Below are 26,570 nucleotides of genomic sequence, written 5' to 3' on the forward strand. Positions count from 1 at the left end.
GCCGAAGCCGAAGCCGAAGCAGAAGCAGAAGCAGAAGCAGAAGCAGAAGCAGAAGCAGAAGCAGAAGCCGTGTTGCCCGTAGCGCCGGCAGTGGAAGATGCGGGCTTATCGCTCAATCTGGAGGAGCTTGCCAGCACGGACCAGCAGGCGTCACAAGACGCCGCACTGTGGTCGCAAGCCGCTGCAGCCGATGTGCCGCAAGCGGAAGAAATCAGTTTTGAGGAATTTGATGCGCTGTTGCAAACAGCGGGGGATGGCATTTCGGCCCCCATTTTGCCGCCCGCAGACCGTGAGCCTCAGGCGCCGGTGGACATGGTTCCAGCGAATGTGCAAGAAGAGTTGGCTGCGCAGCCAGATCCAGCACAGGCGCCGCCTGAGGAAGTGGCAGAACCAGTGTCGGTTGTGCACCAAGCTGGGGTCTCTGCACAAGAGGCGCAAGAGCTGTCTTCGGGCATGAAGCAAGTGGGCGACTTGTCCATTTCCTTGCCTTTGTTTAATGTCTATCTGGGCGAAGCAGAGGCATGGTCGTACCGTTTGCTCGATGCGCTGACGGCATGGCAAGAAAACCTGGATGAAGCCCAGCCTGACATGGTGGGTGCCTGGGCGCATTCCTTGGCGGGCAGTTCTGCTACCGTCGGTTTTGCCGCACTGTCAGACCTGGCGCGCAAGCTGGAGCATGCTTTGCAGCATGTGGCAAGCCAACGCCAAGGTGATAAAGATCAGGTGGCATGTTTTGTCCGTGCCGCCGAAGAAATTCGTGGGGTGCTGCACCAGTTTGCTGCGGGGTTCTTGCCCACGGTATCTTCAGAGGTGGTGGAGGCGCTGCAGCGGATCTTGGATGCCGAGGCAGGTGCCAGTGCCGTAGAGCCCGCAGCCAGCGTGCAGTCCGACGCGCAAGCCTCAGCGGGGCTGGAGGCTATGGCAGCGGTGGATACAGCGATGGCCCGCACCGTGGATCTGGAGGATGCTGGTGACGATGATATCGACGCCATTGATGTCATTGACCCTGACTTGTTCCCCATCTTCGAAGAAGAGGCCATGGAGTTGCTGCCTACGCTGGGGGCGGCCATGCGCGAGTGGGGGGCGCATCCCACGCGTCTGGAAGCACGCAGCACCTTGCTGCGTGCGCTGCACACCCTCAAGGGCAGTGCGCGTTTGGCGGGAGCCATGCACATGGGAGAGATGGCGCACCGTCTGGAGTCGGCACTCGAAGCGCTGGACGTTGATACCGTCACCACAGAGCAGATTGAGCCCCTGTTTGTGCGCTTGGATGCCATTGAGGCCGATTTCAACGTACTGCGTGCGCTGGGCGAGGCGGACAGCGATCCCCTCAAGGTGGAACCTGCAGCGGCGCAAACATTGCCTGCGGCGGACGCCGCACCTGCTGCTGTGCCGCACAGCGACAACCCAGCTACCTTTGCCCCGTCGTCCAACCCCGTGCCCAGCTTGGCTCCAGCAGCCCTGTCGGGTGTGTACAAGCCCGCACTGGCAGCGGCGGTGCGCCACCACACGCAACCAACGGTGCGTGTGCGTTCGCAACTGCTGGACCGCCTGATCAACGAGGCGGGGGAGGTCATGATTGCCCGCTCGCGTCTGGATGAGCGGGTGGGTGGCATCAAAGCGTCGTTGAACGATTTATCTGCAAACTTGGACAAACTGCGCCAGCAACTGCGCGATATCGAGGTGCAGGCCGAGTCGCAAATGCAGTCGCGCATGCAACTGTCCAAAGAGGCCGGGGCCGACTTTGACCCGCTCGAGTTTGACCGCTTTACGCGTGTGCAGGAGCTCACACGGATGATGGCGGAGTCGGTGAATGACGTTGCCACCGTGCAGCGCAATTTGCAGCGCGACGTAGCCTGTGCGGAAGACGACTTGATTGCCCAGGGCCGCCAGGCACGTGATCTGCAGCGAGATTTGCTGCGCACACGCATGGTGGAGTTTGATTCCATTGCCGAGCGTCTGTATGCCGTGGTGCGCTTGACGGCCAAAGACACGGGCAAACAAGTCAAGCTGGACTTGTCCGGTGGCACGATTGAAATGGACCGTGGCGTGCTTGAGCGCATGGTGCCTGCGTTTGAACACTTGCTGCGCAACTGCGTGGACCACGGCATTGAACAGCCTGCGCAGCGCCAGCAAGCGGGCAAGCCTGCGACGGGAACCATCAGCATCCAGGTGCAGCAAGCGGGCAATGATGTGGCCGTGACCTTCCAGGACGACGGTGCAGGTCTGGATGTGGCGCGCATTCGCCAAAAAGCGCTGGAGCAGGGCCTGATTACGCCCGAGGAGGCCGTGGATGCGGCGCGCGCCGCGCAACTGGTGTTCATGCCCGGCTTCACCACGGCCCAGCAACTGACCGATGTTTCTGGTCGCGGCATTGGCATGGACGTGGTGCGCTCGGAAGTGCAGGCCTTGGGCGGCCGTATTGAAACCGAGACAGAACCAGGTAAGGGCTCGGCCTTCCGCCTGGTGTTGCCTTTGACCACCGCAGTAACACAGGTGGTCATGCTGCGGGCGGGAGACTTTGCGGTGGGCGTGCCCGCCAGTTTGGTGGAGATGGTGCGCCGGGTGCACCTGCCGGAGCTGGAAGCTGCGTACCACAGTGGTGTGCTGGTGGATGGCGATGAGCGCATACCGTTTTACTGGGCCGGTGCGGTGTGGAGCCAGTCGCCGCGCAGTGTGGATGTGGGTGTAGGAAAAACCCGCCCGGTGATTATTTTCCGCAGCGCATCGCAGCGCATTGCACTGCACGTGGATGAAGTGCTGGGGCACCAGGAAGTGGTGGTCAAGAACTTGGGGCCGCAAATGTCGCGCTTGCCGGGGCTGACGGGTATGTCGGTGCTGGCATCGGGTGCGGTGGTGCTGATTTACAACCCCGTGGCGTTGACGGCTGTGTATGGCGACAAAATTCGCCAGTTGGGCGAAGGCTTGCCTGCGCTGCTGGACGAGCCAACAGCCAAGCAGCTGCAGCGCGCAGCGCAGCCGCAGGAGCCCGTCTCCGGCCTGGTGGCTGCCAGCCAGGTGCCTCTGGTGATGGTGGTGGATGACTCCATCACCGTGCGCCGCGTTTCCCAGCGCTTGTTGCAGCGTGAAGGCTACCGGGTGGTGACGGCTGCCGATGGCCTGCAGGCGCTGGAGAAGCTGCAGGGCGAGGTGCCATGTGTGGTGTTGTCGGACATTGAAATGCCGCGCATGGATGGCTTTGACTTGCTGCGCAATATCCGTGCGCAGCAAGCGCTGCAACAGCTCCCCATCATCATGATCACCTCGCGCATCGCGCAAAAACACCGTGACCATGCGATGGAACTGGGGGCCAACCATTACCTGGGCAAGCCCTATTCGGACGAAGAACTCATGGGGCTGGTGCACCACTATGCGCTCGGCAAGCCCTTGCCAGCGGCGTCTGGTGCGGCACCGATCGCGGCAGCGCTGTCTGCAGCAGGAGCTTCCAGCGACGATTAAGACGCTGCCGTATTAAAAAAAGAGAGCTGCTGGCGCTTGTTTTGATTGGTTTTCAGATATGAATCATGCTGAAATCCTTTTTTAACAAGCGCCAGCAGCTCTCTTTTTATGTGTTCCCGTTGTATGCGGCTGCCCCTCAGGGGCAAATGCGGGAGTGTGAGCGTGGCCGTGGTTCGTCGCTAAAATACGCAGTTATGCCCGCTGAATCTGCGCCTATCAATTTGACGCACCACTTCCTGATCGCCATGCCCGGTCTGGAGGATGAGTCCTTTTCCCGCAGCGTGGTGTATTTGTGTGAGCACAACGAGCGCGGCGCGCTCGGGCTGATCATCAACAAGCCCTCCACGCTGAGCCTGCAATCCCTGCTGAGCAAGATCGATCTGCCCCTGGGGCGCGAAGACCTGCAAGCAGATATGGTCTTGCGCGGTGGCCCCGTGCAAACCGATCGTGGCTTTGTGCTGCACGACCCCATCATCATCGCAGGTGCCAAGGAGGATGAGTCCGCCTACGCCTCGACGCTGACCATTCCCGGGGGCCTGGAGATGACCACCTCCAAAGACGTGCTGGAAGCGATTGCCCATGGCGCAGGCCCACGCCGTGTGGTGGTCACGCTGGGCTATGCCTCCTGGGGCGAGGGGCAGCTAGAGTCCGAGCTGGGTGAAAACGCTTGGCTGACCGTGAATGCCGACCCCCAAGTCATCTTCGACACGCCCGTGGAAGAGCGCTACAACAAAGCCATGGGCTTGCTGGGGCTGCAGCCCTGGATGCTGTCACCCGAAGCAGGACACGCATGAATTCCGACACTTCGTCCACACGGCCCAGCAATGCTGCTGCGCAGGCCGTGGATTTTCCTGCGCACATCCAGCAGTTCCTAGCCTTTGACTTTGGCACCAAGCGCACCGGTTGCGCCTCGGGCAACCGTGTCTTTGGGGGTGCCAGCCCGCTGCCCACCATCAAGGCCGAGGGCGCGGATGCGCGCTTTGCAGCGGTTGAAAAACTGATCAAGGAATGGCAGCCGCAGGCGCTGGTAATTGGCGTGCCCTATCACCCCGACGGCGCGCCGCATGAAAACACCGTACGTGCGCTGAAGTTTGGCCGCCAGTTGCGCGGCCGCTTCAACCTGCCCGTGTATGAAGTAGATGAGCGCTACAGCACCACCGAGGCTTTGGCCGGTGGTGCCAAAGATGCCGATGCTGCATCGGCCTGCATCATCTTGGAGCAATTTTTGAGGAGTCTTCCATGAGTCTTTCCGCTGGTTCTTTGGTGCTGGACGCCGAAGCCTTGTACAAGGAACTGCTGCGCGGTGTGCGCAGCCTGATGGGCCCCGACACGCAACTGGCCGGCGTGGCCTCGGGCGGCGCCTGGCTGGCCGAGCGCCTGCATAAGGATCTGGGCTTGGCCGGCAAGCCGGGCGTGCTGTCCTCGGCCCTGCACCGCGACGACTTCGCCCAGCGCGGCATGGCGCAAAGCGTGCAGACCCAGCTGGACTTTGATGTGAACGGCGCCGACATTCTGGTGCTGGACGATGTGCTCTACACCGGCCGCACGGTGCGCGCCATCCTCAACGAGTTGTACGACTATGGCCGCCCAGCAAGCGTGCGCCTGGCCGTGCTGGTGGACCGCGGTGGCCGTGAGCTGCCCGTGGCCGCCGAATTTGCCGCCGCGCGTGTGGCGCTGCCCGCCAGCCAGTCGCTGGCATTGGCGCGCACAGAAGACGGCACCTTCCAATTTGAAGTCAAAGAGGCATAACGTGCTGTACAAGCGCAACCCCCAACTGAACAAGAACGGTGAGCTGATTCACCTGCTGTCCACCGAAGGTCTGTCCAAGGACATCCTGACCCACATCCTGGACACGGCCAGCAACTTCGTCAGCGTGAACGACCGCGAAGTGAAAAAAGTGCCCCTGCTGCGCGGCAAGAGCGTGTTCAACCTGTTCTTTGAAAACAGCACCCGCACCCGCACCACCTTCGAGATCGCGGCCAAGCGCCTGTCAGCGGACGTGTTCAACCTGGACATCGCGCGCAGCTCGGCCAGCAAGGGCGAGACGCTGCTGGACACCATCGACAACCTGTCGGCCATGGCCGCCGACATCTTTGTGGTGCGCCACAGTGAGTCGGGCGCGCCATATCTGATTGCTCAGCACGTGGCACCCCACGTGCACGTGGTCAATGCCGGTGACGGTCGTCACGCACACCCCACGCAGGGGCTGCTGGACATGTACACCATCCGTCACTACAAAAAAGATTTCTCCAACCTGCGCGTGGCGATTGTGGGCGACGTGCTGCACTCGCGCGTGGCGCGCTCGGACATCCATGCGCTGACCACCCTGGGCGCGGCCGAAGTGCGCGTGGTGGGCCCTCGCACCTTGGTACCTGCCGATTTGGCCAGCATGGGCGTGCGTGTGTTCCACAACCTGGAAGAGGGCATCAAGGACTGTGACGTCATCATCATGCTGCGCCTGCAAAACGAGCGCATGAGCGGCGCGCTGCTGCCTTCGAGCCAGGAGTATTTCAAGAGCTTTGGCCTGACCGAAAAGCGCCTGGAGCTGGCCAAGCCCGATGCCATCGTGATGCACCCCGGCCCGATCAACCGCGGGGTAGAAATTGACTCTGCCGTGGTCGATGGCCCGCAGGCGGTGATCTTGTCGCAAGTGACCTTTGGGATCGCAGTGCGTATGGCGGTAATGTCCATCGTCGCCGGTAACGAGGCGTAATTGTTTTGATAGCTGTTAGTGCTTGCTGAATAAGCGCTAGCGGCCAATTTGGTGTGAAACCATGAAGATCTTGATTCAAAACGGCCGCGTGATTGATCCTGCACGCGGCTTCGACCAAGTGTGTGATGTGGCGGTGGCTGATGGCCGCGTGGTGGCCATTGGCCCAGCGCCTGCCGGTTTTGAGGCCGAGCGCGTGATTGACGCCAGCGGCCAGTGGGTGCTGCCCGGCCTGGTCGACCTGGCCGTGCGCCTGCGTGAGCCTGGCCATGAGCACGAAGGAATGCTGGCTTCCGAAATGGCCGCCAGCGTGGCCGGTGGCGTGACCAGCCTGGTGTGCCTGCCCGATACCGACCCGGTGCTGGATGAGCAGGGTCTGGTGGAAATGCTCAAGCTGCGCGCCAAGAAGCTGCACCAGTCGCGCCTGTTCCCCATGGGTGCTTTGACCAAGGATTTGAAGGGCGAAGTGCTGACCGAAATGGCAGAACTGAGCGAATCCGGCTGCGTGGCCTTCGGCCAGGCGGACACGCCCCTGTCCAGCATCACCACGCTCAGCCGGGCGCTGGCGTATGCCAACACCTTCGGCTATGCCGTGTGGCTGCGCCCGCAGGACAAGGACTTGGGCAAAGGCGTGGCCGCCAGCGGTGCGCTGGCTACGCGCATGGGCTTGGCGGGTGTATCGGTGGCGGCAGAAACGATTGCCTTGCACACGATTTTTGAGCTGATCCGTGGCTCGCAAACCCGCGTGCACCTGTGCCGCCTGTCCAGTGCTGCCGGCGTGGAGCTGGTGCGCAAGGCCAAGGCCGAGGGCCTGAACGTGACGGCCGACGTGTCCATCAACTCGCTGCACCTGACCGAAAACGATATCGGCTACTTCGACAGCAGCGCGCGCCTGGTGCCTGTGCTGCGCCAGCAGCGTGACCGCGATGCCCTGTCTGCGGCACTGGCCGACGGCACCATCGATGCGCTGGTGTCTGACCACTGCCCGGTGGATGACGACGCCAAGGTGCTGCCGTTTGCCGAAGCGGAACCCGGTGCTACGGGCGTGGAGTTGCTGCTGTCGCTGGCCGTGAAATGGTCGCAAGACAGCAACGTGCCTTTGGCGCGTGCGCTGGAGGTGGTGACTGCGGCCCCCGCGCGCTTGCTGGGCAGTGCGTTGGGAACCTTGCAGGCCAGCCTGGGTCAGTTGGTAGAAGGTGGTGTGGCGGACTTGTGCGTCGTCAACCCGCAGGCTGCCTGGACCGTGGCTGCCGATACGCTGGTCAGCCAGGGCAAGAGCACCCCATTCAATGGCTATGAACTGCCCGCGCGGGTGCAGCTGACGCTGGTCAATGGCCATATCGCTTTTGAGCGCCGGTAACCGGCGGTGCAAAGTGGGCTGTGAGGGGGATGTAGTCGCAACAATGTAAGGAGGAGGGGCCGGATGGCTGGAACTTGGCGTGCAATAGGTCGTTTTGCGCAAATGCTGCGTCATGCATTGCACGGCGTGCGTGTAGCGCGCTGCGAATTTCACCAGTTGGATGCCCTTGCCCAGCAGCGCGCGGTTGAGCGCTGGGCCCATGAATTCTTGCAAGCAGCCGGTGTGGCATTGCGCATTGAAGGCCAGCCCGTCACGCAAGGGCCGGTATTGCTGGTTGCCAATCACCAGTCATGGCTCGACATTCCCACGCTGCATGCTGCGCAGCATTGCCGCTTCGTCTCCAAAGCAGAAATTGCCCGTTGGCCTTTGGTGGGGCGCCTGGCCAGTGCGGCAGGTACGTTGTTTGTGCGGCGCAGCTCCCGCAGAGACACGCAGCGCACTGTGCAAGCCATGGTGCAAGCGCTGGAGCAGGGCGATATTTTGGCGGTGTTCCCCGAAGGCACCGTGGGCACAGGGCGCGAGCTGCTGCCGTTTCACGGCAATATGCTGCAAGCGGCAATCGATGCGGACGTGCCGGTGCAGCCTGTGGCCCTGACCTTCATGGATGCCCGCACCGGGCAAGTCTCGCTGGTGCCGTGCGAGGCTTACTCCGATGAACCCATGTTGCGCAGTTTGTGGCGCACGATTGGCACCGCCCATCTGGTGGCGGTGGTGCGCTACGGCACGCCAGAAAAAGCCCAGGGCCGTGATCGCCGCACTTGGGCGCAAGACCTGCAAGCCCGGGTACAGGCTTTGCGCCAAGTACCTGTGCAGCAAGCTGCGCCCCAGCCGGTTGTGCCACTGCCGCTGACAGTGGCCAAGTAAGCTTGTCCCTTCGCAGCGCGGGTGGGCGCATTGCCCCCGATCTCTGCGAACCTCAGGATCCATGTTCTCAGCGCCCGCAGTGGCGCAAGCAACCAAGGAGACTTTATGAGCAGTTCCACCATCCACGCGGATGTGGCCGTCATCGGTGCGGGCACTGCGGGCATGCACGCCTTCAGCACCGCGCGCCGGGCAGGTGCCAAGGTGGTCATGATCGATCACGGCCCTTTAGGCACCACGTGTGCCCGCGTGGGGTGCATGCCGTCCAAGGCCGTGCTGCATGCCGCCAAACGCTGGAGCACGCTGCAAGCGCTGCTGCCCCCAGGCAGTGCGCTGCCTGGGGGCCACACCACGCCCCAGCAGTTGTGGACGCAGGCGCTGGCCATTCGTGATGAACTGGTGGCAGGCAATGTGCGCCAGGTGCACCAGCTTGCCGCCGAAGACTTGCTGCTTGGCAGCGCCCGCTTTGTATACCAAGACACCGTGGCATTGAGCGATGGCCGTCGCGTGCAAGCACGGGCTTTTATCGTGGCGACAGGCTCTGCAGCGATCAAACCTGCGTCCCTGCAAACAGCGCTGGGTGACGCCTTGATCACCACCGATGAGCTGTTTTATCTGCCCGAGCTGCCCCGCAGCGTAGCGGTAATGGGACTGGGCGCGATTGGCCTGGAGATGAGTGTGGCCTTGCAACGCCTGGGCGTGGATGTGGCGGCCGCAGGCCGCTCTGCCGTGCTTGCCAAAGTGGCAGACCCTGAAGTGGCCCAAGCCGCCAGCACTTATTTTGCGCAGCAGCTTCCTATGGCACTCGGAGAAAAGCAGATCACGGTCACCCGGGCGGAGGACGGCGTGCGGATGCAGGCTGGCAAGCTGGAGCACCGGGCCCAGTACCTGCTGGCAGCGCTGGGGCGTGCGCCGCGCCTGCAGGGGCTGGAGATGGCTCTGGCTGGTGTGCAGCTGGATGACCAAGGGCGCCCAGTCATGGACGCAGCCCAGCCCGGCAGCTTGCGCTGTGCTGGCAGCATGGTGTTTTTGGCGGGAGATTCCGCGCCCGGCCCTGCGCTGATGCATGAAGCCGGCCACGAAGGCACACTGGCAGCGCAGCAAGCCTTGCGCGCGCTGGGTGATGGGGATTGGCCCAACATTGCTGAGCGCCACCGCACCACCCCCATGTCGATTGTGTTCAGCGACCCGGATATTGCCGAGGTGGGCACCCGCTTTGATCGCCTGCCCGCAGATGCGGTGATTGGCACCGTGACCGGCAAGGGCAGCGGGCGCTCCAAAATCATGCAAGCGCCACACCATGTGCTGCGCATGTATGCCGAGCGCAGCACGGGCCGCTTGCTGGGTGCCAGCCTGCTGTGTGAAGGGGGCGAGCACCTGGCCCATCAACTGGCCTGGGCCGTGCAACGGGGCGAAACCGTGGAGGGCATGTTGCAGCTGCCGTACTACCACCCCACCGTGGAAGAAATGATGGACACCGCCTTGCGGGACATGCACCGCAGCCTGCAAAGTGCGTAATGTGGGGCGTGATAATGGATGCGCATAGCAAGCGCTGGGAGGGCACGGGTGATGCGTAAATGGTGGATTCCTTTGGCCGCGTTGTTTGGCGCAACGGGGGTGGGCATGGCGGCGTACGCCTCGCATGGTTTGGGCTTTGTGGCAGACCCTGTAGCGCGTGAAGCCGCGCGTAACACGTTGCAGATGGCCGTGCAGCAGCAAATATTTCATGCCCTGGCACTGCTGGGCGTGGGCATTCTGGCGCTCCAAGGCAGGTGCAACCGTTGGCTGTGTGCGGCGGGGGGGCTGTTTACGCTGGGGGTGTTGCTGTTTGCCGGTCTGATTTATCTGCGCACTTTCACCGGTGTTGAAGCCTTTCGCCCCTTCGTGCCTTGGGGCGGCACTTGCTTGATGCTGGCATGGTTGGCCTTGGGCGTGGGCGGCTACCAAACGGCGCGTGCGGCCACCGAGTGAGTGCACGCAAGCTCTAAACTTGGGCCATGAGCGACATCACCATCTTTCACAACCACCGCTGCAGCAACTCGCGCGGTGCCCTGCAAATCCTGCGTGACCGTGGGATTGAACCCAACATCGTGGACTACATTGCCACACCGCTGACTGCGCCCGAACTGTCAGAGCTGGTGGCGCACATCGGCGTGCCCGTGCGTGATTTGCTGCGCACCAAGGAAGCCCTCTACCAGGAGCTGGGGCTGGACAACACTGCAGTGAGCGATGCGCAGATCATCCTGGCCGTGGCCGAACACCCCGTGCTGCTCAACCGCCCGATTGTGGTGACCCCCAAAGGCGCAAAGCTGTGCCGCCCGCCAGAGACGGTGCAGGAGCTGCTGTAAAACCACAGTCAAAAGATAGACCGCACAGACGATACCGGTGTATTTAAAAAAATAGCTGCCAGCGCTTGTTAAATAATGTTTTCAGATAGAAAAGTGCTGGAAAACAAGGCCAGACAAGCGCTGGTAGCTTTTCTTTTGAAGGTTTTCCAAGTTTTTGAGTGGGCAAAGCGAGGGGTGAAGTCATGTGCAGGCCCAGCGCTGCCAAGCATTTATGCCTTGCCAACCCTATGACTGCAGTCCCTGATAGCAAAGAGCGGTAGAAACATTTGGAAGCCGCTCATTCCCCCTGCTTAAATGAGGCTGGAGCAAGCCTAACGTGATTGACGCAGCGGCCCTTTATGGCCGGAAGACTGCTGGTTGATGAACCAAGTTGTATTAAGCTATATTTCTTTTCCAAGAAGAATAAATAATTTTTTTAATAAGGATATTTTAATTTTTCTTGTTTTTATATTGATTGATTATATTCAATGAATTTTAATAATTAAAAAACTTAAAGAATATGTAAATTTTATTTAAAGCACGTTAAATATAAAAATTTTCAAGTGCTAGAAAATATCATCACATATTTTAAAATCTCACCGTTAGCTGATATAGATTTTTTGTAGCACGGCAGTACGCTATAAATCCGGTATTAATTCCCTTCGAAATTTTAATTATATTGGCTGAGAAAGTTAGCAATTTATGGATTTTGTTCAGCGATTAGCGAGTTGCTCACTTAGGTTGGAAATTCCTCTTGAAAGCCTTCTTTGAAAGAATTGATATATTTATTTAAATAAAAATATGGGAGTATAAATTTTTTATAAAAATATAAAATCAGAAAATAGCTAGAGCAACATGAAAAAAATGTAATGAACGTGCAATCTTGGTGTCATCGTGTGTGGACTAAATTATCCCTGTTCGCTCAACGACTTCGATACAGGATGAACCCATGCGATTGCGCTCCATTAAATCAGTTTGTGGTCTTTTTCTCCTAACTTCAGCCCATGCGTTTGCTGCGTCGCCTGCTCCACTGAATCAAAGCAATATGTCTCTCAATTTGGCAAATGCTTTGGTGGAGGCAACGATGTCGGCATGCCACGCTCAAGGCCGCTCTGCTGTGGCTGCTGTGATTGACCGTGGTGGTCATCTGCTGTCTTTGCAGCGCGATGACAGTGTTGGGCCGCATAACACCGATGCAGCTATCAAGAAGGCATTCACCGCGCTTTCCACCAAGACGCCTTCGCGCATTTTTGCGGAAAACGCACGCAAGAACCCTGAATCCAGCAACCTGAACACGATTGAGAACCTCTTGCTGATCGGCGGCGGCGTGCCCGTGAAAGTGGGCAGTGAAGTCATCGGCGCTATCGGTGTGGGTGGTGCAGGCGGCTCCGTCATTGACGAAGGCTGTGCTTTGGAAGCCATCGACAAAGTGCTGGGCACTTCCAAGTAATTGTTTTTCTGAGTTTCGTTTTCTCTTCAACACCTCAATCCTTAGGAACTTCCATGCAAAAAACCAAACTCCTTATCGGCGGCCTGCTGCTGAATGCAGCCATCGCTACCTCTGCACTGGCTGCATCGAACCCCTTGAGCGTGCACGTACTGAACTTGCAAGACGGCCTGCCCTCGGCGGGTGTCAACGTGACGCTGGAAAAGAAGGTCGATAACAAGTGGGTGCAAATCAGTGAAGGTGTCACCAATGAGCAAGGCCGCATTCCTGCGCTCTACCCCTCCGAATCCATCATGGAAAAGGGTAACTATCGCGTAACCTTCCAGACGGAGGAGTGGTTCAACAAACACAAGACTTCGACCTTCTTCCCAGAAATCCCCGTGATCTTCAAGGCTGATGGGTCGGTGCCTCACTACCACATTCCCCTGCTGCTGAGCCCTTACGGCTTCTCTAGTTACCGCGGCAACTGATTGCAGTTTGGCGAGCGGGCACTGGGTGCGGTAAATCGCAGCGACGATCTGTACAGCAATCGCGGCTTCACCCCAATCACGTTGCAATAGCAACCAGTGATTTGAATTTTTCAAGTGACTGCAGCGGACAGCGCCATGTAGTGTCTATAAGGTGATAGGGCCGCGAAGCACCCGTGCTTCGCGGCCCTTCTTCCGTCTGCAGCCCCACTCCGCAAAACTGCTAGGAACAGTGCCAAGCGCGCTGGTGCCAGTACACCGTCAGCGAGGAGGTAGCCCGTGCCTGTTGTTGGATGGGCGCAGAGCCATGTGTGGCATTGGCATCCAGCAGTACGCACATGGGGGCCTCGCCACGCTTTGCACAGGCTGTAGGGATCTGTTGCTTAACAGCCTGCCCGGAATTGCCAGTCGCGTGCTTTTTGGCGTTCTTCGCGCAGGCGCTCCATCTGCTGAACGCTGCCGCCTTTGCGTGCCAGTTCATCGATTTTCTAAATGCGCTGTTGCTTGGCTTCACACTGTCGGCGGTTGTTGGTACTGCGCTGGGGCGGCGATTCGGCCTGGGCTTTGTCCAGTTCGCGTTCCATGCGATCCCATGCGCGTTCTTCGTGGCGCTGCTGCTGGTAAGCATTGCGGGGGCCTTGGGTGTTGGCGCGGCGGGGCTGCGTTGCCGAGGGATGCACTTCCACCAGAGGTTCGGTCGACACCGCCTTGCCACCTGCACACGGCGCATCGCTGTAGCTGCTGCCGCAGCGGTATACCTCTTGCCCGTAGGCTGCAAAAGACAAAGTGAAAGCACACAGCCCTAGAGCGGTGCAGCCAGCAATCAAGGGGCGCAGCAGTTGTTTCATGGCTGGCATGCTAGGCCCAGCAGGTGCACCTTTCAAGTGCAGCTATCCAGAAATAAAACCATAGCTTTCAGCGCTTGCTGGATAGGCGTGAAAGGCAAAAAACATGCTTATTGACCTGGTGGATCTTGCGGTTTGGATTGCTGCAAACGCTGGGTGGCGGCGCTGGTAGAGCCTTTGACCTGCTGCACGCCTTGGTTGAGGCGGTGTGCCGTGGCCTGATAGACAGACTGCGTAGCGCCGCCCACACTGCGGCTGGCTTGTTTCACACTGCCTGCCGCTGCCTGCGCGGTGCTGACCACGCTGTGCTTGAGGCGTTGGTACACGGCCTGGCTGACTTGTGTGCTGCTGTCTTTGACGATGCGGCCCAACAGTTGCGCAGCGCGGCGCGTGGCGCTGGTGCGGATGGTGGTGCGGTCGGGCTGCTGCTGTGGTGCGCAATAGGCGTCAGCCACCAGACCCACGCGCAAGGTCAAAAAAGCATTCGCTGCGCCACTGGCCAGGCTGTTGGTGAGCAGCGCGCCCATGCCACCCAGCCCCGGCACGCTGCCCATGGTGGAGGGCGCTGCGGCCTGCACAATCGGGGCGGTCAGCGCTGCAAAATCCACTTCTTCCATCCCATAGGCCACCAGCACGCAGGCGCCCACATTGCCGTACAGGTAAGACATCTGGCGCAGTGAGGGGCGCAAGCCATAAATGCGTGCAATGCGCCAGACCAGCTGGATTTGGCTGATCAGCACCACCAGCCCATCCAGCCTGCCGTTTTGCAGCAGTGCGGTGCTGACCAGCACGCTGGTAGCACTGCGTTGGGTTTCGGCTTCCGCTGCGCTGCGCAGCAGCGTCAAAGCGGCTTCGATATCTTGCGCGGTGTGCAGCGGCTGGCCAGCCAAGCGCGGGTTGCGCGCCAAGTGGGTGCGCAGGCGCTGCGTATAGGCGGCCACCGCATGCAGATCTGCATCTTGCGGGTAACGCAGCGCTGCAGGCATGCGCCACAGCATGAGGGTGGGCACAGCCACCGTCAGTGCCAGCAGGGTGAGCAAGCTCCAGAACACGGGCTGGCCCGCACCCGCGTGCAAGCGGTCTGCGGCATCGGCCAACTGACTGACCATGGCCACCGCAAACACACCGCTCCAGATCACAAAGGCGGCTGTGGCAAGCTGCAGCAAACGGGTGGTCAAGCGTGACATGGGCAACATCCTCTGAAAAGCACAACGGCACCCAGTGTGCCTGAGTGCCGTTGGCGTTGCTGAAGGCCTAACGCCGCAGGGTGTTAGGCGTTGCCGTTCACCAGCAACCCTTGTTTTTCAATAAAGCCCACCACCTCGTCCAGTCCGTCCAGGGTTTTCAGATTGGTCATCACGAAAGGTTTCAGCCCTTTGGGTGTGGTGCGTTGCTGGATGGTGTCGCTGCGCATGATGGCCAGGTCCGCGCCCACGTGCGGGGCCAGGTCGGTTTTGTTGATGACAAACAGGTCACTCTTGGTGATGCCGGGGCCGCCCTTGCGGGGGATTTTCTCGCCCGCTGCCACGTCGATGACGTAGATTGTCAGATCGCTCAGCTCGGGGCTGAAGGTGGCGGCCAGGTTGTCGCCCCCGGATTCGATAAAGATGATGTCGGCGTTGGGAAAGTCCTTGAGCATGCGGTCAATCGCTTCCAGGTTGATGGACGCATCTTCCCGGATGGCGGTGTGCGGGCAGCCGCCGGTTTCCACACCCATGATGCGCTCGGCAGGCAGGGCGCCGCTGATGGTTAGCAGGCGCTGGTCTTCCTTGGTGTAGATGTCGTTGGTGATGGCGATCAAGTCCCACTTTGCGCGCATGGCCTTGCACAGCATTTCGAGGATGGTGGTTTTGCCCGAGCCAACAGGTCCGCCAATGCCTACGCGCAGCGGCGGCAGTTTTTTGGTGCGGTGGGGGATGTGGTGCAGTGCAGTGCTCATGATCGGAACAGGCGGGAGTATTGGTGTTCATGCCGGGCCGACAAAATGGCCAGCATGGGCGAAAAAGCTTGGCGCGCGGCATCGGGCAGTGCCAAGGCATGCTCGGCTGCGGCAGGAATCTCTTGGGCCAGCCGCGCCAAAATGCGCTGGCCTGCGCTCTGCCCCAGCGGCACGGCCTTGATGGCGGCTTGCACCATGTTTTCGGCCCAACCAAAGGCATAGGCCAGCAGCGCGTCGCGTGCGTTGGCGCCCGTCAGGTGGGCGGCCAAGGCAAAGGCCATAGGGTAGCTGGCGTCTTGCGCGGCCAGCCACTGCACCTGCGTTTGGGCTGCGTTATCAGCGGCGTAGCGGTTTTTGAGCCACTCCACCAAGGAGCGCCCCATCTGTTCGGTTTGCAAGCGCAACTCACTGCTTTCCCGGGTATGGCGTACCCAGTCGTTCAGTTGGGCAAGGCGCGCCGTGTCATTGCAGGCCCAAGCGGGAAAAGCTTGGGCAATGGCTGCCATGTCACCGCGTGACTGCGTCAGTTGCAACTGCTCGACGATCCAATCCGATGCTTCGACTTCTGTAGTAACTAATTCAGCATTGACGGCCGCTTCCAGCCCTTCCGAGTAAGAGAAGCCACCAATTGGCAGGGCGGGCGATGCCAGCCATATCAGCTGCAGGAAGCTGCTGGCCGTCAGATGCAGGGGCGTGTTCATCCGCAACCACCTTGGCCGTGTGCATGGGGATGTGCATGGCCACAGCAGCTGTCGGCATGTGCAGGCTGGGGCGCGTGCGGATGAGCGTGGTCATGGTCATGGGAATGCCCGTGCCCGTGCCCATGGTGGTGGCTGTGTCCGTCGTGGGTCACATGGCCGCCGTAGGCGCCGCCTTCGGGTTCGAACGGCAGATCTGCTGCCACCACGGTCATGTGCATGCTGCGCAGCATGTCGGCCAGCACATGGTCGGGCTCTATCTTTAGGTGGTCGGGTTGCAGCTCGATGGGCACATGGCGGTTGCCCAGGTGGTAGGCAGCACGCATCAGATCAAAGGTCGTGCCGTGCGTGGCGCAGGCGGTGATCTTCAGCACGCGCTGGGGTGCGGCAATCGCACGGATCAGCGATCCGTCTTCGGCCACCAGCACGTCGCCGCCGCGCACGGCCTGGCCGCGTGGCAGGAAGATGGCTAGTTCCCGGCCCTGGCTGTCGGTGGCGGCAAAGCGCGACTTCTGGCGCACGTCCCAGTCCAGCTCGACGGTGGCGGCGCGCTGCAGCAGCACTTTGGCCAGGCCTTGGCCCTGGGGCAGGAGTTTGTGGATGGTCAACATAGGTTACTTTCAAAAGGAGAGCTACAGACTGGCGCGCTTTGTGCATTCCCAAGCGCTTTTCTATCCAATAGCATGACAAACATGTCAACCCCCTCTGAACTCTCTCGGTCTGATAAGCCCGGCTGGCAGCCCTGCGGTGTGGGCCATGTGGCCGTCTACGGCACGCTGCGCGCCGGTGGTGTGAATGACATTGCGCGGCTGCGCGGCGGTATGGTGATCACCGGTCGCACCACGCTGACGGGCACGCTGCACGACCTGGGCTGGTACCCCGGCCTGGTGCTGCAGGGCACGCAGCAGGTGCTGGCCGAGGTCTATCTCCTGGACACGGCCCTGGAGCAGGTGCTCGACGGCTACGAAGGTATCTGGCCCCAGGACACGGGCGAATACACCAAGCGCACCCTCACCGTGCCGGTGGCCCTGACCGGCGGTGGCACGCAGATGCTGGCAGTGCTGGTCTACGAGGCCTTGCCAGCGACCGTGCATGCCGCGCCGGTGATTGACAGCGGCGACTGGCTGGCGTGGTTCAAGGCCCATAAGACAGCTCCTGGCGCGTGAGGGCTCAGAACAGGAAATAGCGCTGCGCCATGGGCAGGCTGCGTGCGGGTTCGCAGGTCAGCAGCAGCCCATCGGCGCGCACGGCGTAGGTCTGGGCGTCCACCTCCATGCGTGGCGCCAGGTCGTTGTGGACCATGTGTTGCTTTTGCACGCCGCGAATGCCCTTCACCGCTGAGAGCGTCTTGACCAGGCCAAAGCGCTCGCCGATGCCGGCTGCCAGCCCGGCCTGCGAGACAAAGGTCAGCGAAGTCTTAGCCAGCGCACCGCCAAAGCTGGCAAACATGGGGCGGTAGTGCACGGGCTGGGGCGTGGGGATGGAGGCGTTCGGGTCGCCCATGGCGGCCATGGCAATGCTGCCGCCTTTCAAGATGCAAAACGGCTTGACGCCGAAGAAAGCCGGTTTCCAGATCACCAGGTCGGCCCACTTGCCCACTTCGATGCTGCCCACCTCGTGGCTGATGCCGTGGGCAATCGCCGGGTTGATGGTGTATTTGGCGATGTAGCGCTTGACGCGGAAGTTGTCGTTGCGTGCGCCGTCTCCGGACAAAGCACCGCGCTGCTGCTTCATCTTGTGCGCGGTCTGCCAGGTGCGCAGGATGACCTCGCCCACGCGGCCCATGGCCTGGCTGTCGGAGCTGAACATGCTGATCGCGCCGATGTCGTGCAGGATGTCCTCGGCCGCAATCGTTTCCTTGCGGATGCGGCTTTCGGCAAAGGCCAGGTCCTCGGCAATCCCGGCGTCCAGGTGGTGGCAGACCATCAGCATGTCGACGTGCTCGTCCAGCGTGTTGATGGTGTAGGGGCGCGTGGGGTTGGTCGACGATGGCAGCACATTCGCCTCGCCCACCACTTTCAGAATGTCGGGCGCATGGCCGCCGCCCGCGCCTTCGGTGTGGAAGGTGTGGATGGTGCGCCCCTTGAAGGCGGCCACGGTGTCCTCCACAAAACCGGACTCGTTGAGCGTGTCGGTGTGGATGGCGACCTGGGTGTCGGTCTCCTCGGCCACATCCAGGCAGTTGCTGATGGCTGCTGGCGTGCTGCCCCAGTCTTCGTGGAGTTTGAGGCCAATGGCTCCGGCGCTGATCTGCTCGTGCAAGCCGGCTGGCAGGGCTGCATTGCCCTTGCCCAGAAAGCCCAGGTTCATGGGGAAGGCGTCGGCCGCTTGCAGCATGCGCTCCATATGCCAGGGGCCGGGCGTGCAGGTGGTGGCAAAGGTGCCGGTGGCCGGGCCGGTGCCGCCGCCAATCATGGTGGTTATGCCGCTGGTCAGCGCTTCCTCGATCTGCTGTGGGGCGATGAAGTGGATGTGGGTGTCAATGCCGCCGGCGGTGACGATGTGGCCCTCGCAGGAGATGATTTCCGTGCCCGGGCCGATGATGATGTCAACGCCCGGCTGGGTGTCGGGGTTGCCCGCTTTGCCAATCGCGGCAATGCGCCCGCCCTTCAGGCCAATGTCGGCTTTGACAATCCCCCAGTGGTCCAGGATCAGCGCATTCGTCAGCACCGTGTCCATGGCGCCTTGCTCGCGGCTGCGCTGGCTTTGCGCCATGCCGTCGCGAATGGTTTTGCCGCCGCCAAACTTCACTTCTTCCCCATAGCCGCCCGCAGCCAAGGTGTAGTCCTGCTCGACTTCAACAATCAACTCGGTATCGGCCAGACGCAGGCGGTCGCCCACGGTAGGGCCAAAGGTTTCGGCGTAGGCGCGTTTGTCCATGGTGGCCATCACATGTCTCCTGTAGAGCCACCGCAAGCGAGGCATGTGCCCCATTGGGGGGCAGTGAATGTACGTAGTAAGAAGGGGCACAGGGGCATTACAGCGGCCCTTGAATCAGGCCACGAAAGCCGTACACCTTGCGCGCACCGCCCATGTCCACCAGTTCCACCGTGCGTTGCTGGCCGGGCTCAAAGCGCACGGCCATACCGCTGCCAATGTTCAGGCGTTTGCCGTGCGCTGCTGCACGGTCAAATTCCAGCCCGGCATTGGTCTCGGCAAAGTGGTAGTGCGAGCCCACTTGAATGGGGCGGTCGCTGGCGTTTTTCACCACCAGCGTGGTGATGGCGCGGCCCGGGTTGAGCACGTGCGTGCCTTCGTCTACCAAAATTTCTCCTGGGATCATATGCAGCCCTTTCTTCAGGCTAAACGCGTGAGCATGATGGCGCCCAGTATGGCAGTCAGGCCGCCCGCCACCTTGGCGATCGCCTGGTGGCGCTGCATGACTTGGTGGCCCACCACCATGCCTGTGACATGCAGCAGGGCCGAGCCTGCGGCCATGCCCACGATCACGCCCGCCGCAGGGGCGAAGGATGCTTCAAACAGCTCATAGCCGTGTGCGGCGCCATGAAAGAAGGCGAACACACCGGCCAGGCCAGCGGCTGCGCCCACGGCCATTTTTTGCTGCACCATGACGAGCAAGCCCAGCACCAAAACGGATGCGGCAATCATGGGCTCCATGGCGGGCACATGCAGGCCTGCAAAACCGGCAAGGCAGCCCGCAATTAATAGCGCCACAAAGCCCGCGGGTGCGGCCCAGGCCTTGCGAGACGGGCCAAATGCCAGTGCGCTCCAGGCACCCACGGCCAGCATGGCGGCCAGGTGATCGGCACCCCCCAAGGGGTGGGTGATGGCGTGCGTCAGGCTGTCCAGAAAATTGTGGTGGCCACCGCCATCAGTGCCAGCGTGGGCCAGGGCGGTGAGGGGCAGTGCCGCTGCTGCGGCAACGGAGGTGGCAATCAGGTGTGTGGTTTTCATAGCTGTTAGCGCTGGTCAAATAAGGGCTATAGGCCAAAAAGGCTTGAAATTTGAGGGGCTAGACGATGGGCTCATGCACCGTGACCAGCTTGGTGCCATCGGGGAAGGTGGCTTCGATCTGGATGTCTGGAATCATCTCGGCCACGCCCTCCATCACGTCGGCACGGGTCAGCACCGTGCGGCCTTCGCTCATCAGCTGTGCCACGGTTTTGCCGTCGCGTGCACCTTCCATCACAAAGGCGCTGATCAAGGCCACGGCTTCCGGGTAGTTCAGCTTCAGGCCACGCGCCTGGCGTCGTTCGGCCAGCAAGGCGGCGGTGAAGATGAGCAGCTTGTCTTTTTCACGTGGAGTCAGTTCCATAATTTTTTTCGCTCTAAATGTGATGGGCCAGCGCGTGGCTGTTGGCGGGGTTGGCGGGTGCAGATGGAACGCTGGCAGAAAGTTCCATGGCAGTGTGGGGCAGCGGTGCCAAAAGCAGCAGCGGGGCTTGCCACCATCTTTTGCAAAAGCCGTGCCAGTGCTGTCTTTGGTGCATAGGGCGGCATGCGCTTGCTTGAATGTGGTGCCGCCTGGTCTGCAACTGCGGCGGTTGCAGGTTTTGTTGGTGCGTGGCGTGGTGAACCTGGTGCATGTTTGCCGTCTGTCGTTATTTGTTGCACCGCTTTGGTGAAAGTGGCGCGCATTCGTCAAAGTGGCATATGGCTTGCAAAGGGGTGTGCAGACCGCTGTCTGCCGATGGCGGGCGCATTCAACCTGACCCCCTGAGGAGCTTTTCATGACCCCACGCCGCTTCCCTCTCCATACTTTGGCCGCTGCCGCAACGGTCGCGGGCATGGGCTTTTCGGCCATGTCCGTACAGGCCGCAGACACCATCAAGGTGGGTGTGCTGCATGCACTGTCTGGCACCATGGCGATTTCAGAAACCGCGCTCAAAGACATGGCGCTGATGACTATCGAGGACATCAACGCCAAAGGCGGTGTGCTGGGCAAGAAACTGGAGCCTGTGGTGATCGACACCGCCTCCAACTGGCCACTGGCGGCGGAGAAGGCCAAGCAACTGATCAGCCAGGACAAGGTGGCTGTGACCTTTGGTTGCTGGACCTCAGTGTGCCGCAAGTCGGTGCTGCCGGTGTATGAGGAAAACAATGCCCTGTTGTTTTACCCCGTGCAGTACGAAGGTGAGGAACTGTCGAAAAACGTGTTCTACACCGGTGCAGCGCCCAACCAGCAGGCCATTCCTGCAGTGGAATACCTGATGGGCGAGGACGGCGGCAGTGCTAAGCGCTGGGTACTGCTGGGCACCGACTATGTCTACCCCCGCACCGCCAACAAGATCTTGCGCGCCTTCCTCAAGAGCAAGGGCGTGGCCGACAAGGACATCATGGAGGCCTACACCCCGTTTGGCCACAGCGACTACCAGACCATCGTGGCCGACATCAAAAAGTTTGCCGCCGGGGGCAAGACGGCGGTGATCTCCACCATCAACGGCGACTCCAATGTGCCCTTCTACAAAGAGCTGGGCAACGCTGGCATCAAGGCCACCGATGTGCCGGTGGTGGCCTTCTCGGTGGGTGAGGAAGAGCTGCGCGGCCTTGACCCCAAGCCCCTGGTGGGCCACCTGGCCTCGTGGAACTACTTCATGAGCGTGAAGAACCCCACCAATGACGCCTGGATCAAGCAGTGGAGCGCCTATGCCAAGGCCAAGAACCTGCCCGGCCAGTCCACCAAGCCGCTGACCAACGACCCCATGGAAGCCACCTACGTCGGCATCCACATGTGGAAGCAGGCGGCCGAGAAGGCCAAGAGTACAGAGGCTGACAAAGTGATTGCAGCCATGGCGGGCCAGACCTTCAAGGCACCCAGCGGCTTCACGCTGACCATGGATGCCAAAAACCACCACCTGCACAAGCCCGTGCTGATTGGTGAAATCAAGGCCGATGGCCAGTTCAACGTGGTCTGGAAGACCAAAGGCCCGATCAAAGCGCAGCCTTGGAGCCCCTTCATCGAAGGCAATGACAAGAAAAAGGACGAGCCAGAGAAGAAGTAAAGGCGATCTGGCACGGCGGTTGCATCGCTGTGTCAGTACCGGAACCTTTGTAGCAAGGCCCGTCCGGTGTGACGGGCCTTTTGTTGATCGGATTGCATATGTTTTCACCCCTCTTGCAGCGCTGCAGGCCCTGGCTGGGGGCTGCCGTGTCAGCCTTGGCCCTGTGGCAGCCCGCTGCGCACGCCCTGACGGCCGAGCAGACGCTGGCCATGGCCGATGGCGACAACAATAGCCGGATTGCCGCCATGCAAGACGCCGTGGCCACGGGCGAAGCAGCCCGTGTTTCGGATTTTTTGAATGCGCTGCGCGATGGTGAAGTGCAGTACACAGCTGAGCGGGCTTTCATCGTGCGCGGCGGCGAAGCGCTGGACCCCGTCACAGGACAGGCCACGCCCCTGCCCGAAGGGGCAGAAGATGCCAGCACCAACAACCGCATGCGCCGCGAGATCGGCAATGCACAGGCTGCGCTGAACCTGTTTGTGGGCAACGATGCCGAGCGGCTGGATGCCGCCAAGGCCATGCTCAAGGGCGCCACACCCGAGCGCCTGCCTATGCTGGAAAAAGCCCTGGGGCAGGAATCGAATGCAGTGGTGAAGGCCGAGCTGGAGATGGCCCGCTCGGCGGCTTTGCTGGGCAGCAACGATGCCCAGCAGCGCATAGCCGCCGCGCAGCTACTGGCCCAGAGCGCCACCCCTGCCACACGCCTGCTGCTCAATGAACAGCTGACGCAGGAGCACGATGAAAAAGTGCAGGCCGCGCTGCAACGTGCGCTGGCCGAAGTCAAAGACCAGCTGGCCTGGGGCGAGCGCCTGGGCGTGGCTTTCACCGGCGTCAGTCTGGGCTCCATCCTACTGCTGGTGGCGCTGGGTCTGGCGATTACGTATGGCCTGATGGGTGTGATCAATATGGCCCATGGCGAGCTGATGATGATCGGTGCCTACGCCACCTTTGTGGTGCAGGGGCTGTTTCGCAGCTATCTGCCCGACTTCTTTGACTGGTATTTGCTGGCGGCGGTGCCCGTAGCTTTTCTGGCCTCCGCCTTGGTGGGCGCAGTGATGGAGCGCGGCGTGCTGCGCTTTCTGTACGGCCGCCCGCTGGAAACTTTGCTGGCCACCTGGGGCATCTCGCTGGTGCTGATGCAGCTGGTGCGCTCCACCTTCGGCGCGCAGAACGTGGCCGTGGAAAACCCGGTGTGGATGAGCGGTGGCTGGCAGCTGCTGCCCAACCTGACCCTGCCTTTCAACCGGCTGGTCATCATCGCCTTTGCCTTTGCGGTGCTGGCAGGCGTGGCCTATCTGATTGCCCGCACTCGCCTGGGCCTGTTTGTGCGCGGGGTCACACAGAACCGCCCGATTGCATCGTGCATGGGGGTGAACACTGCCCGTGTGGACACGCTGGCGTTTGCGCTGGGCAGCGGTATCGCAGGGCTGGCCGGGTGTGCGCTGAGCCAGGTGGGCAATGTGGGGCCGGACTTGGGCCAGAGCTACATCGTGGACTCCTTCATGGTCGTGGTGCTGGGCGGTGTGGGCCAGTTGGCCGGCACGGTTTACGCGGCGCTGGGACTGGGCATTCTCAACAAGTTCCTCGAAGGCTGGACCGGTGCAGTGCTGGCCAAGATTGCCGTGCTCATCTTCATCATTGCTTTCATCCAAAAAAGACCTCAAGGGATTTTTGCGATGAAGGGCCGGAGCGCGGAGGCTTGACATGACAACCACCACTTTGAAATCGAATGTGTTTGTGCCGGTGGAGCTGCCCCGCCGCAAGCCGCTGTTGACCAAACCTGGTTGGGCCGCACTTATGGTCGCGCTGATCGTGGTGTGTGCCGTGGCACCGCTGCTGAACCTGTGGGTGCCTGAAGGTAGTGCGCTGCACATGTCCGACTACGCGGTGCGCCTGCTGGGCAAGATCATGTGTTACGCCATCTGCGCGCTGGCCATGGACCTGATCTGGGGCTACACCGGCATCCTGAGCCTGGGCCACGGCCTGTTTTTTGCGCTGGGCGGCTACGTCATGGGCATGTACCTGAGCCGCGAAGCCGCAGGCCCGGATGCGCTGCCCGCCTTCATGGTGTTTCTGGACTGGAAAGAGCTGCCCTGGTTTTGGAAGCTGTCCGATAGCTTTGCAGCCACCTTCATCCTGATCTTCGCGGTGCCCGGTGTGGTGGCCTTCGTGTTTGGCTGGTTTGCCTTCCGCTCGCGCATCAAGGGCGTGTATTTCTCCATCATTACGCAGGCGCTGACCTATGCGGCCATGCTGCTGTTCTTCCGCAATGAAACCGGCTTTGGCGGCAACAACGGCTTCACGGACTTCAAGCGCATCCTGGGCATGCCGCTGGCCACGCAGGAGATGCGCATGGCCCTGTTTGTGCTGACGGGCTGCACCCTGCTGGGATGCTTTCTGCTGGCGCGCTGGCTGGTGCGCAGCAAGTTTGGCCGCGTACTGCAGGCGATCCGCGATGCCGAAAGTCGCGTCATGTTCTCGGGCTATTCGCCACTGCCCTACAAGCTCACCATCTGGGTCATCAGCGCCATGATGTGTGGTGTCGCAGGCGCTTTGTACGTGCCGCAGGTGGGCATCATCAACCCTGTGGAAATGTCGGCCGCCAGCTCGATCGAGATTGCCGTGTGGACGGCCGTGGGCGGGCGCGGCAGCCTGATCGGCCCCATTGTCGGAGCCTTTGCTGTCAACGGTGCCAAGAGCTGGTTGACCGTGGCAGCGCCTGAGATCTGGCTGTACTTCTTGGGTGCACTGTTCATTGCGGTGACGCTGTGGATGCCCAACGGCATCGTCGGCGTGGTGCGCAAGCTGCGCAGCAATAAAGATGCGAAGAAATCAGGAGGTGCAGCATGACGCCCGATTTGATGGAAGCGGGCGCCGTCCGCATGCGTGAAGCGGCTGACAAAGCCGCGCAAAGCACCAATTCCGGCGGGCGTAGCGCCAGCATGGCGCGCATTGCTACGCCCGGTGAGGTGGATGTGACGCATGGCCGCATCCTGTACCTGGAAGATGTGCACGTCAGCTTCGACGGGTTCAAGGCCATCAACGGCCTGAACTTGGACATTGCGCCGGGTGAGCTGCGCTGCATCATCGGCCCCAACGGCGCGGGCAAGACCACGATGATGGACATCATCACCGGCAAAACGCGGCCCGACAAAGGCTCGGTGTTCTTTGGTTCGACCATCGACCTGCTGCGGCACAACGAGCCGCAGATCGCTCAGCTGGGCATTGGCCGCAAGTTCCAGAAGCCCACGGTGTTTGAGCAACTCACGGTGTTTGAAAACTTGGAGTTGGCACTCAAAACGCACAAGGGCGTGAAGCACAGCATGTTCTTCCGGCTCGACAGCGCACAAAGCGACCGGCTGGCCGACATCCTGCACACCATCCATTTGGCCAGCGAAGTCAACCGCGAGGCTGGCGTGCTCAGCCACGGTCAAAAGCAGTGGCTGGAGATCGGCATGCTGCTGATGCAGGAGCCCAAGTTGCTGCTGCTCGACGAACCCGTGGCCGGCATGACCGATGAGGAAACCGCGCGCACGGCCGAGCTGTTCCTGACCCTCAAGGGCCAGCACTCATTGATGGTGGTGGAGCACGACATGTCCTTCATTGCCACCATCAGCGAGAAGGTCACCGTGCTGTGCGACGGCAGCGTGCTGGCCGAAGGCACGCTGGCCCAGGTGCAGGCCGATGAGCGCGTGATCGAGGTCTACCTGGGGCGTTGATGAATATGAAAAAGATAGCTGTTAGCGAAAGCTGCATCAGCGCTGGAGGCCAAAAATGCTAAAAGTTCAGAACTTGCACCAGTACTACGGCGGCTCGCATATCCTGCGCGATGTGAGCGTGCAGGCCGAGCCTGGCAAAGTGACGGTGCTGTTGGGGCGCAATGGCGTGGGTAAGACCACGCTGCTTAAAAGCCTGATGGGTCTGGTGCCCATCAAAAGCGGTTCCATTGAATGGAACGGCAAGCCCATCGAAAAGCTCACACCGTACGAGCGCGCCCGCGCTGGCATTGGCTTTGTGCCGCAAGGGCGAGAGATTTTCGGGTGTTTGACGGTCGAAGAAAACCTGCGCATGGGCCTGGCCTATAAAAGCGGCAGCACGCCGATTCCGGCGGATCTGTACGCGCTGTTTCCCGTGCTGAAACAAATGCTGCACCGCCGGGGCGGCGACCTCTCCGGCGGCCAGCAGCAGCAGCTCGCCATTGCGCGCGCGCTGGCTCCTGGGCCTGGCCTGCTGATTTTGGATGAGCCCACCGAAGGCATCCAGCCCAGCATCATCAAAGACATTGGCCGTGTGATCCGCATGCTTGCCAAGGAACGCGGCATGGCAGTGCTGCTGTGCGAGCAGTACTACGACTTTGCCCAAGAGCTGGCCGATGAATACCTGGTCATGGAGCGCGGTGAGGTGATTGCCTCCGGCCCCGGTTCAGAGATGAAGGAGCAAGAGATTCAAAAGCTGGTGGCGATTTGACGGGCCGGGGCTGTTTCCTGTCACAGC

27 protein-coding genes are annotated in these 26,570 nt (G+C 61.0%); 18 read left to right on the forward strand and 9 right to left on the reverse strand.

Annotated elements, in window-relative coordinates:
• The 12 genes from B3R00_RS09550 to uraH form a co-directional block, all read left to right on the forward strand.
• Window positions 1-3,459: response regulator (locus B3R00_RS09550; RefSeq protein ID WP_286998815.1), on the forward strand; the 3,459-nt coding region annotated here is incomplete at its 5' end.
• Between the two features lie 194 nt (window positions 3,460-3,653).
• Window positions 3,654-4,253 (forward strand): YqgE/AlgH family protein, encoded by a 600-nt coding sequence (locus B3R00_RS09555; RefSeq protein WP_286998974.1) that lies wholly within the window; start codon window positions 3,654-3,656, stop codon window positions 4,251-4,253.
• A complete protein-coding gene (gene ruvX, locus B3R00_RS09560; RefSeq protein ID WP_219162713.1) occupies window positions 4,250-4,702 on the forward strand; it encodes a Holliday junction resolvase RuvX in 453 nt (150 codons plus the stop codon). Before B3R00_RS09555 ends, ruvX begins: the two co-directional genes overlap by 4 nt.
• Window positions 4,699-5,208 carry a bifunctional pyr operon transcriptional regulator/uracil phosphoribosyltransferase PyrR gene (gene pyrR / locus B3R00_RS09565; RefSeq protein WP_286998816.1) on the forward strand — a complete coding sequence of 170 codons (510 nt, stop codon included), beginning with the start codon at window positions 4,699-4,701 and terminating at the stop codon, window positions 5,206-5,208. Before ruvX ends, pyrR begins: the two co-directional genes overlap by 4 nt.
• 1 nt (window position 5,209) lies before the next feature.
• On the forward strand, window positions 5,210-6,172 hold the full coding sequence (locus B3R00_RS09570) for an aspartate carbamoyltransferase catalytic subunit (RefSeq protein ID WP_219162711.1): 963 nt from the start codon (window positions 5,210-5,212) through the stop codon (window positions 6,170-6,172).
• A gap of 61 nt (window positions 6,173-6,233) precedes the next feature.
• Window positions 6,234-7,529, forward strand: a complete 1,296-nt coding sequence (locus B3R00_RS09575) for a dihydroorotase (RefSeq protein WP_286998817.1) — start codon at window positions 6,234-6,236, stop codon at window positions 7,527-7,529.
• 63 nt (window positions 7,530-7,592) lie between these two features.
• Entirely contained in the window at window positions 7,593-8,393 is an 801-nt protein-coding gene (locus tag B3R00_RS09580) for a lysophospholipid acyltransferase family protein (RefSeq protein ID WP_286998818.1), read from the forward strand.
• A 21-nt stretch (window positions 8,394-8,414) separates the two neighbouring features.
• Window positions 8,415-9,908 carry a dihydrolipoyl dehydrogenase gene (locus tag B3R00_RS09585; protein ID WP_286998819.1) on the forward strand — a complete coding sequence of 498 codons (1,494 nt, stop codon included), beginning with the start codon at window positions 8,415-8,417 and terminating at the stop codon, window positions 9,906-9,908.
• 51 nt (window positions 9,909-9,959) lie between these two features.
• Window positions 9,960-10,361, forward strand: coding sequence for a DUF423 domain-containing protein (locus B3R00_RS09590; protein ID WP_286998820.1), 402 nt, complete (start codon window positions 9,960-9,962; stop codon window positions 10,359-10,361).
• 26 nt (window positions 10,362-10,387) lie between these two features.
• Window positions 10,388-10,738, forward strand: a complete 351-nt coding sequence (gene arsC, locus B3R00_RS09595) for an arsenate reductase (glutaredoxin) (protein ID WP_286998821.1) — start codon at window positions 10,388-10,390, stop codon at window positions 10,736-10,738.
• A 1,024-nt stretch (window positions 10,739-11,762) separates the two neighbouring features.
• Window positions 11,763-12,167 carry a GlcG/HbpS family heme-binding protein gene (locus tag B3R00_RS09600; protein WP_286998822.1) on the forward strand — a complete coding sequence of 135 codons (405 nt, stop codon included), beginning with the start codon at window positions 11,763-11,765 and terminating at the stop codon, window positions 12,165-12,167.
• A 53-nt stretch (window positions 12,168-12,220) separates the two neighbouring features.
• A complete protein-coding gene (gene uraH / locus B3R00_RS09605; RefSeq protein WP_286998823.1) occupies window positions 12,221-12,634 on the forward strand; it encodes a hydroxyisourate hydrolase in 414 nt (137 codons plus the stop codon).
• A 485-nt stretch (window positions 12,635-13,119) separates the two neighbouring features.
• Here uraH and B3R00_RS09610 read toward each other — a convergent pair whose 3' ends face one another.
• The 5 genes from B3R00_RS09610 to ureE all read right to left on the reverse strand — a co-directional run bounded on the left by B3R00_RS09610 (window position 13,120) and on the right by ureE (window position 16,724).
• On the reverse strand, window positions 13,120-13,479 hold the full coding sequence (locus B3R00_RS09610; protein ID WP_286998824.1) for a hypothetical protein: 360 nt from the start codon (window positions 13,477-13,479) through the stop codon (window positions 13,120-13,122).
• A gap of 107 nt (window positions 13,480-13,586) precedes the next feature.
• The gene (locus B3R00_RS09615) at window positions 13,587-14,663 is read right to left on the reverse strand and encodes a DUF697 domain-containing protein (RefSeq protein WP_286998825.1); all 1,077 of its coding nucleotides are present in this window, start codon (window positions 14,661-14,663) and stop codon (window positions 13,587-13,589) included.
• Between the two features lie 83 nt (window positions 14,664-14,746).
• Window positions 14,747-15,415, reverse strand: a complete 669-nt coding sequence (gene ureG, locus B3R00_RS09620; protein ID WP_286998826.1) for an urease accessory protein UreG — start codon at window positions 15,413-15,415, stop codon at window positions 14,747-14,749.
• The gene (locus B3R00_RS09625; RefSeq protein ID WP_286998827.1) at window positions 15,412-16,116 is read right to left on the reverse strand and encodes an urease accessory protein UreF; all 705 of its coding nucleotides are present in this window, start codon (window positions 16,114-16,116) and stop codon (window positions 15,412-15,414) included. The genes ureG and B3R00_RS09625 overlap by 4 nt, the downstream gene beginning before the upstream one ends.
• On the reverse strand, window positions 16,113-16,724 hold the full coding sequence (gene ureE / locus B3R00_RS09630; protein WP_286998828.1) for an urease accessory protein UreE: 612 nt from the start codon (window positions 16,722-16,724) through the stop codon (window positions 16,113-16,115). The genes B3R00_RS09625 and ureE overlap by 4 nt, the downstream gene beginning before the upstream one ends.
• A gap of 81 nt (window positions 16,725-16,805) precedes the next feature.
• Between ureE and B3R00_RS09635 the strand changes: the two genes are divergently transcribed.
• Window positions 16,806-17,279 (forward strand): gamma-glutamylcyclotransferase family protein, encoded by a 474-nt coding sequence (locus B3R00_RS09635; protein ID WP_286998829.1) that lies wholly within the window; start codon window positions 16,806-16,808, stop codon window positions 17,277-17,279.
• 4 nt (window positions 17,280-17,283) lie between these two features.
• On the opposite strand, the gene ureC is transcribed toward B3R00_RS09635, so the two are convergent.
• From ureC to B3R00_RS09655, 4 genes are all read right to left on the reverse strand, one after another.
• The gene (ureC, locus tag B3R00_RS09640; RefSeq protein ID WP_286998830.1) at window positions 17,284-19,002 is read right to left on the reverse strand and encodes an urease subunit alpha; all 1,719 of its coding nucleotides are present in this window, start codon (window positions 19,000-19,002) and stop codon (window positions 17,284-17,286) included.
• Window positions 19,003-19,090: 88 nt separating this feature from the next.
• A complete protein-coding gene (locus tag B3R00_RS09645; RefSeq protein WP_219162697.1) occupies window positions 19,091-19,396 on the reverse strand; it encodes an urease subunit beta in 306 nt (101 codons plus the stop codon).
• 14 nt (window positions 19,397-19,410) lie between these two features.
• Window positions 19,411-20,028 (reverse strand): HupE/UreJ family protein, encoded by a 618-nt coding sequence (locus B3R00_RS09650; RefSeq protein WP_286998831.1) that lies wholly within the window; start codon window positions 20,026-20,028, stop codon window positions 19,411-19,413.
• 58 nt (window positions 20,029-20,086) lie between these two features.
• Complete coding sequence (locus B3R00_RS09655; RefSeq protein ID WP_284214321.1) at window positions 20,087-20,389, reverse strand: urease subunit gamma; 303 nt, start codon at window positions 20,387-20,389, stop codon at window positions 20,087-20,089.
• A gap of 415 nt (window positions 20,390-20,804) precedes the next feature.
• Between B3R00_RS09655 and urtA the strand changes: the two genes are divergently transcribed.
• The 5 genes from urtA to urtE all read left to right on the forward strand — a co-directional run bounded on the left by urtA (window position 20,805) and on the right by urtE (window position 26,543).
• Window positions 20,805-22,076, forward strand: a complete 1,272-nt coding sequence (gene urtA, locus B3R00_RS09660; RefSeq protein ID WP_286998832.1) for an urea ABC transporter substrate-binding protein — start codon at window positions 20,805-20,807, stop codon at window positions 22,074-22,076.
• A 209-nt stretch (window positions 22,077-22,285) separates the two neighbouring features.
• Window positions 22,286-23,779 (forward strand): urea ABC transporter permease subunit UrtB, encoded by a 1,494-nt coding sequence (gene urtB, locus B3R00_RS09665; RefSeq protein ID WP_286998975.1) that lies wholly within the window; start codon window positions 22,286-22,288, stop codon window positions 23,777-23,779.
• Between the two features lies 1 nt (window position 23,780).
• On the forward strand, window positions 23,781-24,926 hold the full coding sequence (gene urtC / locus B3R00_RS09670) for an urea ABC transporter permease subunit UrtC (RefSeq protein ID WP_286998833.1): 1,146 nt from the start codon (window positions 23,781-23,783) through the stop codon (window positions 24,924-24,926).
• On the forward strand, window positions 24,923-25,795 hold the full coding sequence (gene urtD / locus B3R00_RS09675) for an urea ABC transporter ATP-binding protein UrtD (protein ID WP_286998834.1): 873 nt from the start codon (window positions 24,923-24,925) through the stop codon (window positions 25,793-25,795). The genes urtC and urtD overlap by 4 nt, the downstream gene beginning before the upstream one ends.
• Window positions 25,796-25,850: 55 nt before the next feature.
• Window positions 25,851-26,543 carry an urea ABC transporter ATP-binding subunit UrtE gene (gene urtE, locus B3R00_RS09680; protein ID WP_286998835.1) on the forward strand — a complete coding sequence of 231 codons (693 nt, stop codon included), beginning with the start codon at window positions 25,851-25,853 and terminating at the stop codon, window positions 26,541-26,543.
• The last annotated feature ends 27 nt before the right edge of the window (window positions 26,544-26,570 follow it).

The organism is Comamonas sp. UBA7840 (genome assembly GCF_002501455.1).
Taxonomy (GTDB): Bacteria; Pseudomonadota; Gammaproteobacteria; order Burkholderiales; family Burkholderiaceae_C; genus Comamonas; species Comamonas jiangduensis.

Excerpts from the sequence above, each read along its gene's own strand:
- arsC (WP_286998821.1), top strand. The coding sequence starts at position 10,388 with ATGAGCGACATCACCATCTTTCACAACCACCGCTGCAGCAACTCGCGC.
- B3R00_RS09600 (WP_286998822.1), top strand. The coding sequence starts at position 11,763 with ATGTCTCTCAATTTGGCAAATGCTTTGGTGGAGGCAACGATGTCGGCA.
- B3R00_RS09555 (WP_286998974.1), top strand. The coding sequence starts at position 3,654 with ATGCCCGCTGAATCTGCGCCTATCAATTTGACGCACCACTTCCTGATC.
- urtA (WP_286998832.1), top strand. The coding sequence starts at position 20,805 with ATGACCCCACGCCGCTTCCCTCTCCATACTTTGGCCGCTGCCGCAACG.
- B3R00_RS09645 (WP_219162697.1), bottom strand. The coding sequence starts at position 19,396 with ATGATCCCAGGAGAAATTTTGGTAGACGAAGGCACGCACGTGCTCAAC.
- ureC (WP_286998830.1), bottom strand. The coding sequence starts at position 19,002 with ATGGCCACCATGGACAAACGCGCCTACGCCGAAACCTTTGGCCCTACC.
- pyrR (WP_286998816.1), top strand. The coding sequence starts at position 4,699 with ATGAGTCTTTCCGCTGGTTCTTTGGTGCTGGACGCCGAAGCCTTGTAC.
- B3R00_RS09635 (WP_286998829.1), top strand. The coding sequence starts at position 16,806 with ATGTCAACCCCCTCTGAACTCTCTCGGTCTGATAAGCCCGGCTGGCAG.
- B3R00_RS09655 (WP_284214321.1), bottom strand. The coding sequence starts at position 20,389 with ATGGAACTGACTCCACGTGAAAAAGACAAGCTGCTCATCTTCACCGCC.
- B3R00_RS09625 (WP_286998827.1), bottom strand. The coding sequence starts at position 16,116 with ATGAACACGCCCCTGCATCTGACGGCCAGCAGCTTCCTGCAGCTGATA.
- urtE (WP_286998835.1), top strand. The coding sequence starts at position 25,851 with ATGCTAAAAGTTCAGAACTTGCACCAGTACTACGGCGGCTCGCATATC.
- ureE (WP_286998828.1), bottom strand. The coding sequence starts at position 16,724 with ATGTTGACCATCCACAAACTCCTGCCCCAGGGCCAAGGCCTGGCCAAA.
- urtC (WP_286998833.1), top strand. The coding sequence starts at position 23,781 with ATGACAACCACCACTTTGAAATCGAATGTGTTTGTGCCGGTGGAGCTG.
- B3R00_RS09615 (WP_286998825.1), bottom strand. The coding sequence starts at position 14,663 with ATGTCACGCTTGACCACCCGTTTGCTGCAGCTTGCCACAGCCGCCTTT.
- B3R00_RS09580 (WP_286998818.1), top strand. The coding sequence starts at position 7,593 with ATGGCTGGAACTTGGCGTGCAATAGGTCGTTTTGCGCAAATGCTGCGT.
- B3R00_RS09590 (WP_286998820.1), top strand. The coding sequence starts at position 9,960 with ATGCGTAAATGGTGGATTCCTTTGGCCGCGTTGTTTGGCGCAACGGGG.
- B3R00_RS09610 (WP_286998824.1), bottom strand. The coding sequence starts at position 13,479 with ATGAAACAACTGCTGCGCCCCTTGATTGCTGGCTGCACCGCTCTAGGG.
- urtD (WP_286998834.1), top strand. The coding sequence starts at position 24,923 with ATGACGCCCGATTTGATGGAAGCGGGCGCCGTCCGCATGCGTGAAGCG.
- uraH (WP_286998823.1), top strand. The coding sequence starts at position 12,221 with ATGCAAAAAACCAAACTCCTTATCGGCGGCCTGCTGCTGAATGCAGCC.
- urtB (WP_286998975.1), top strand. The coding sequence starts at position 22,286 with ATGGCCGATGGCGACAACAATAGCCGGATTGCCGCCATGCAAGACGCC.
- ureG (WP_286998826.1), bottom strand. The coding sequence starts at position 15,415 with ATGAGCACTGCACTGCACCACATCCCCCACCGCACCAAAAAACTGCCG.
- ruvX (WP_219162713.1), top strand. The coding sequence starts at position 4,250 with ATGAATTCCGACACTTCGTCCACACGGCCCAGCAATGCTGCTGCGCAG.
- B3R00_RS09650 (WP_286998831.1), bottom strand. The coding sequence starts at position 20,028 with ATGAAAACCACACACCTGATTGCCACCTCCGTTGCCGCAGCAGCGGCA.
- B3R00_RS09575 (WP_286998817.1), top strand. The coding sequence starts at position 6,234 with ATGAAGATCTTGATTCAAAACGGCCGCGTGATTGATCCTGCACGCGGC.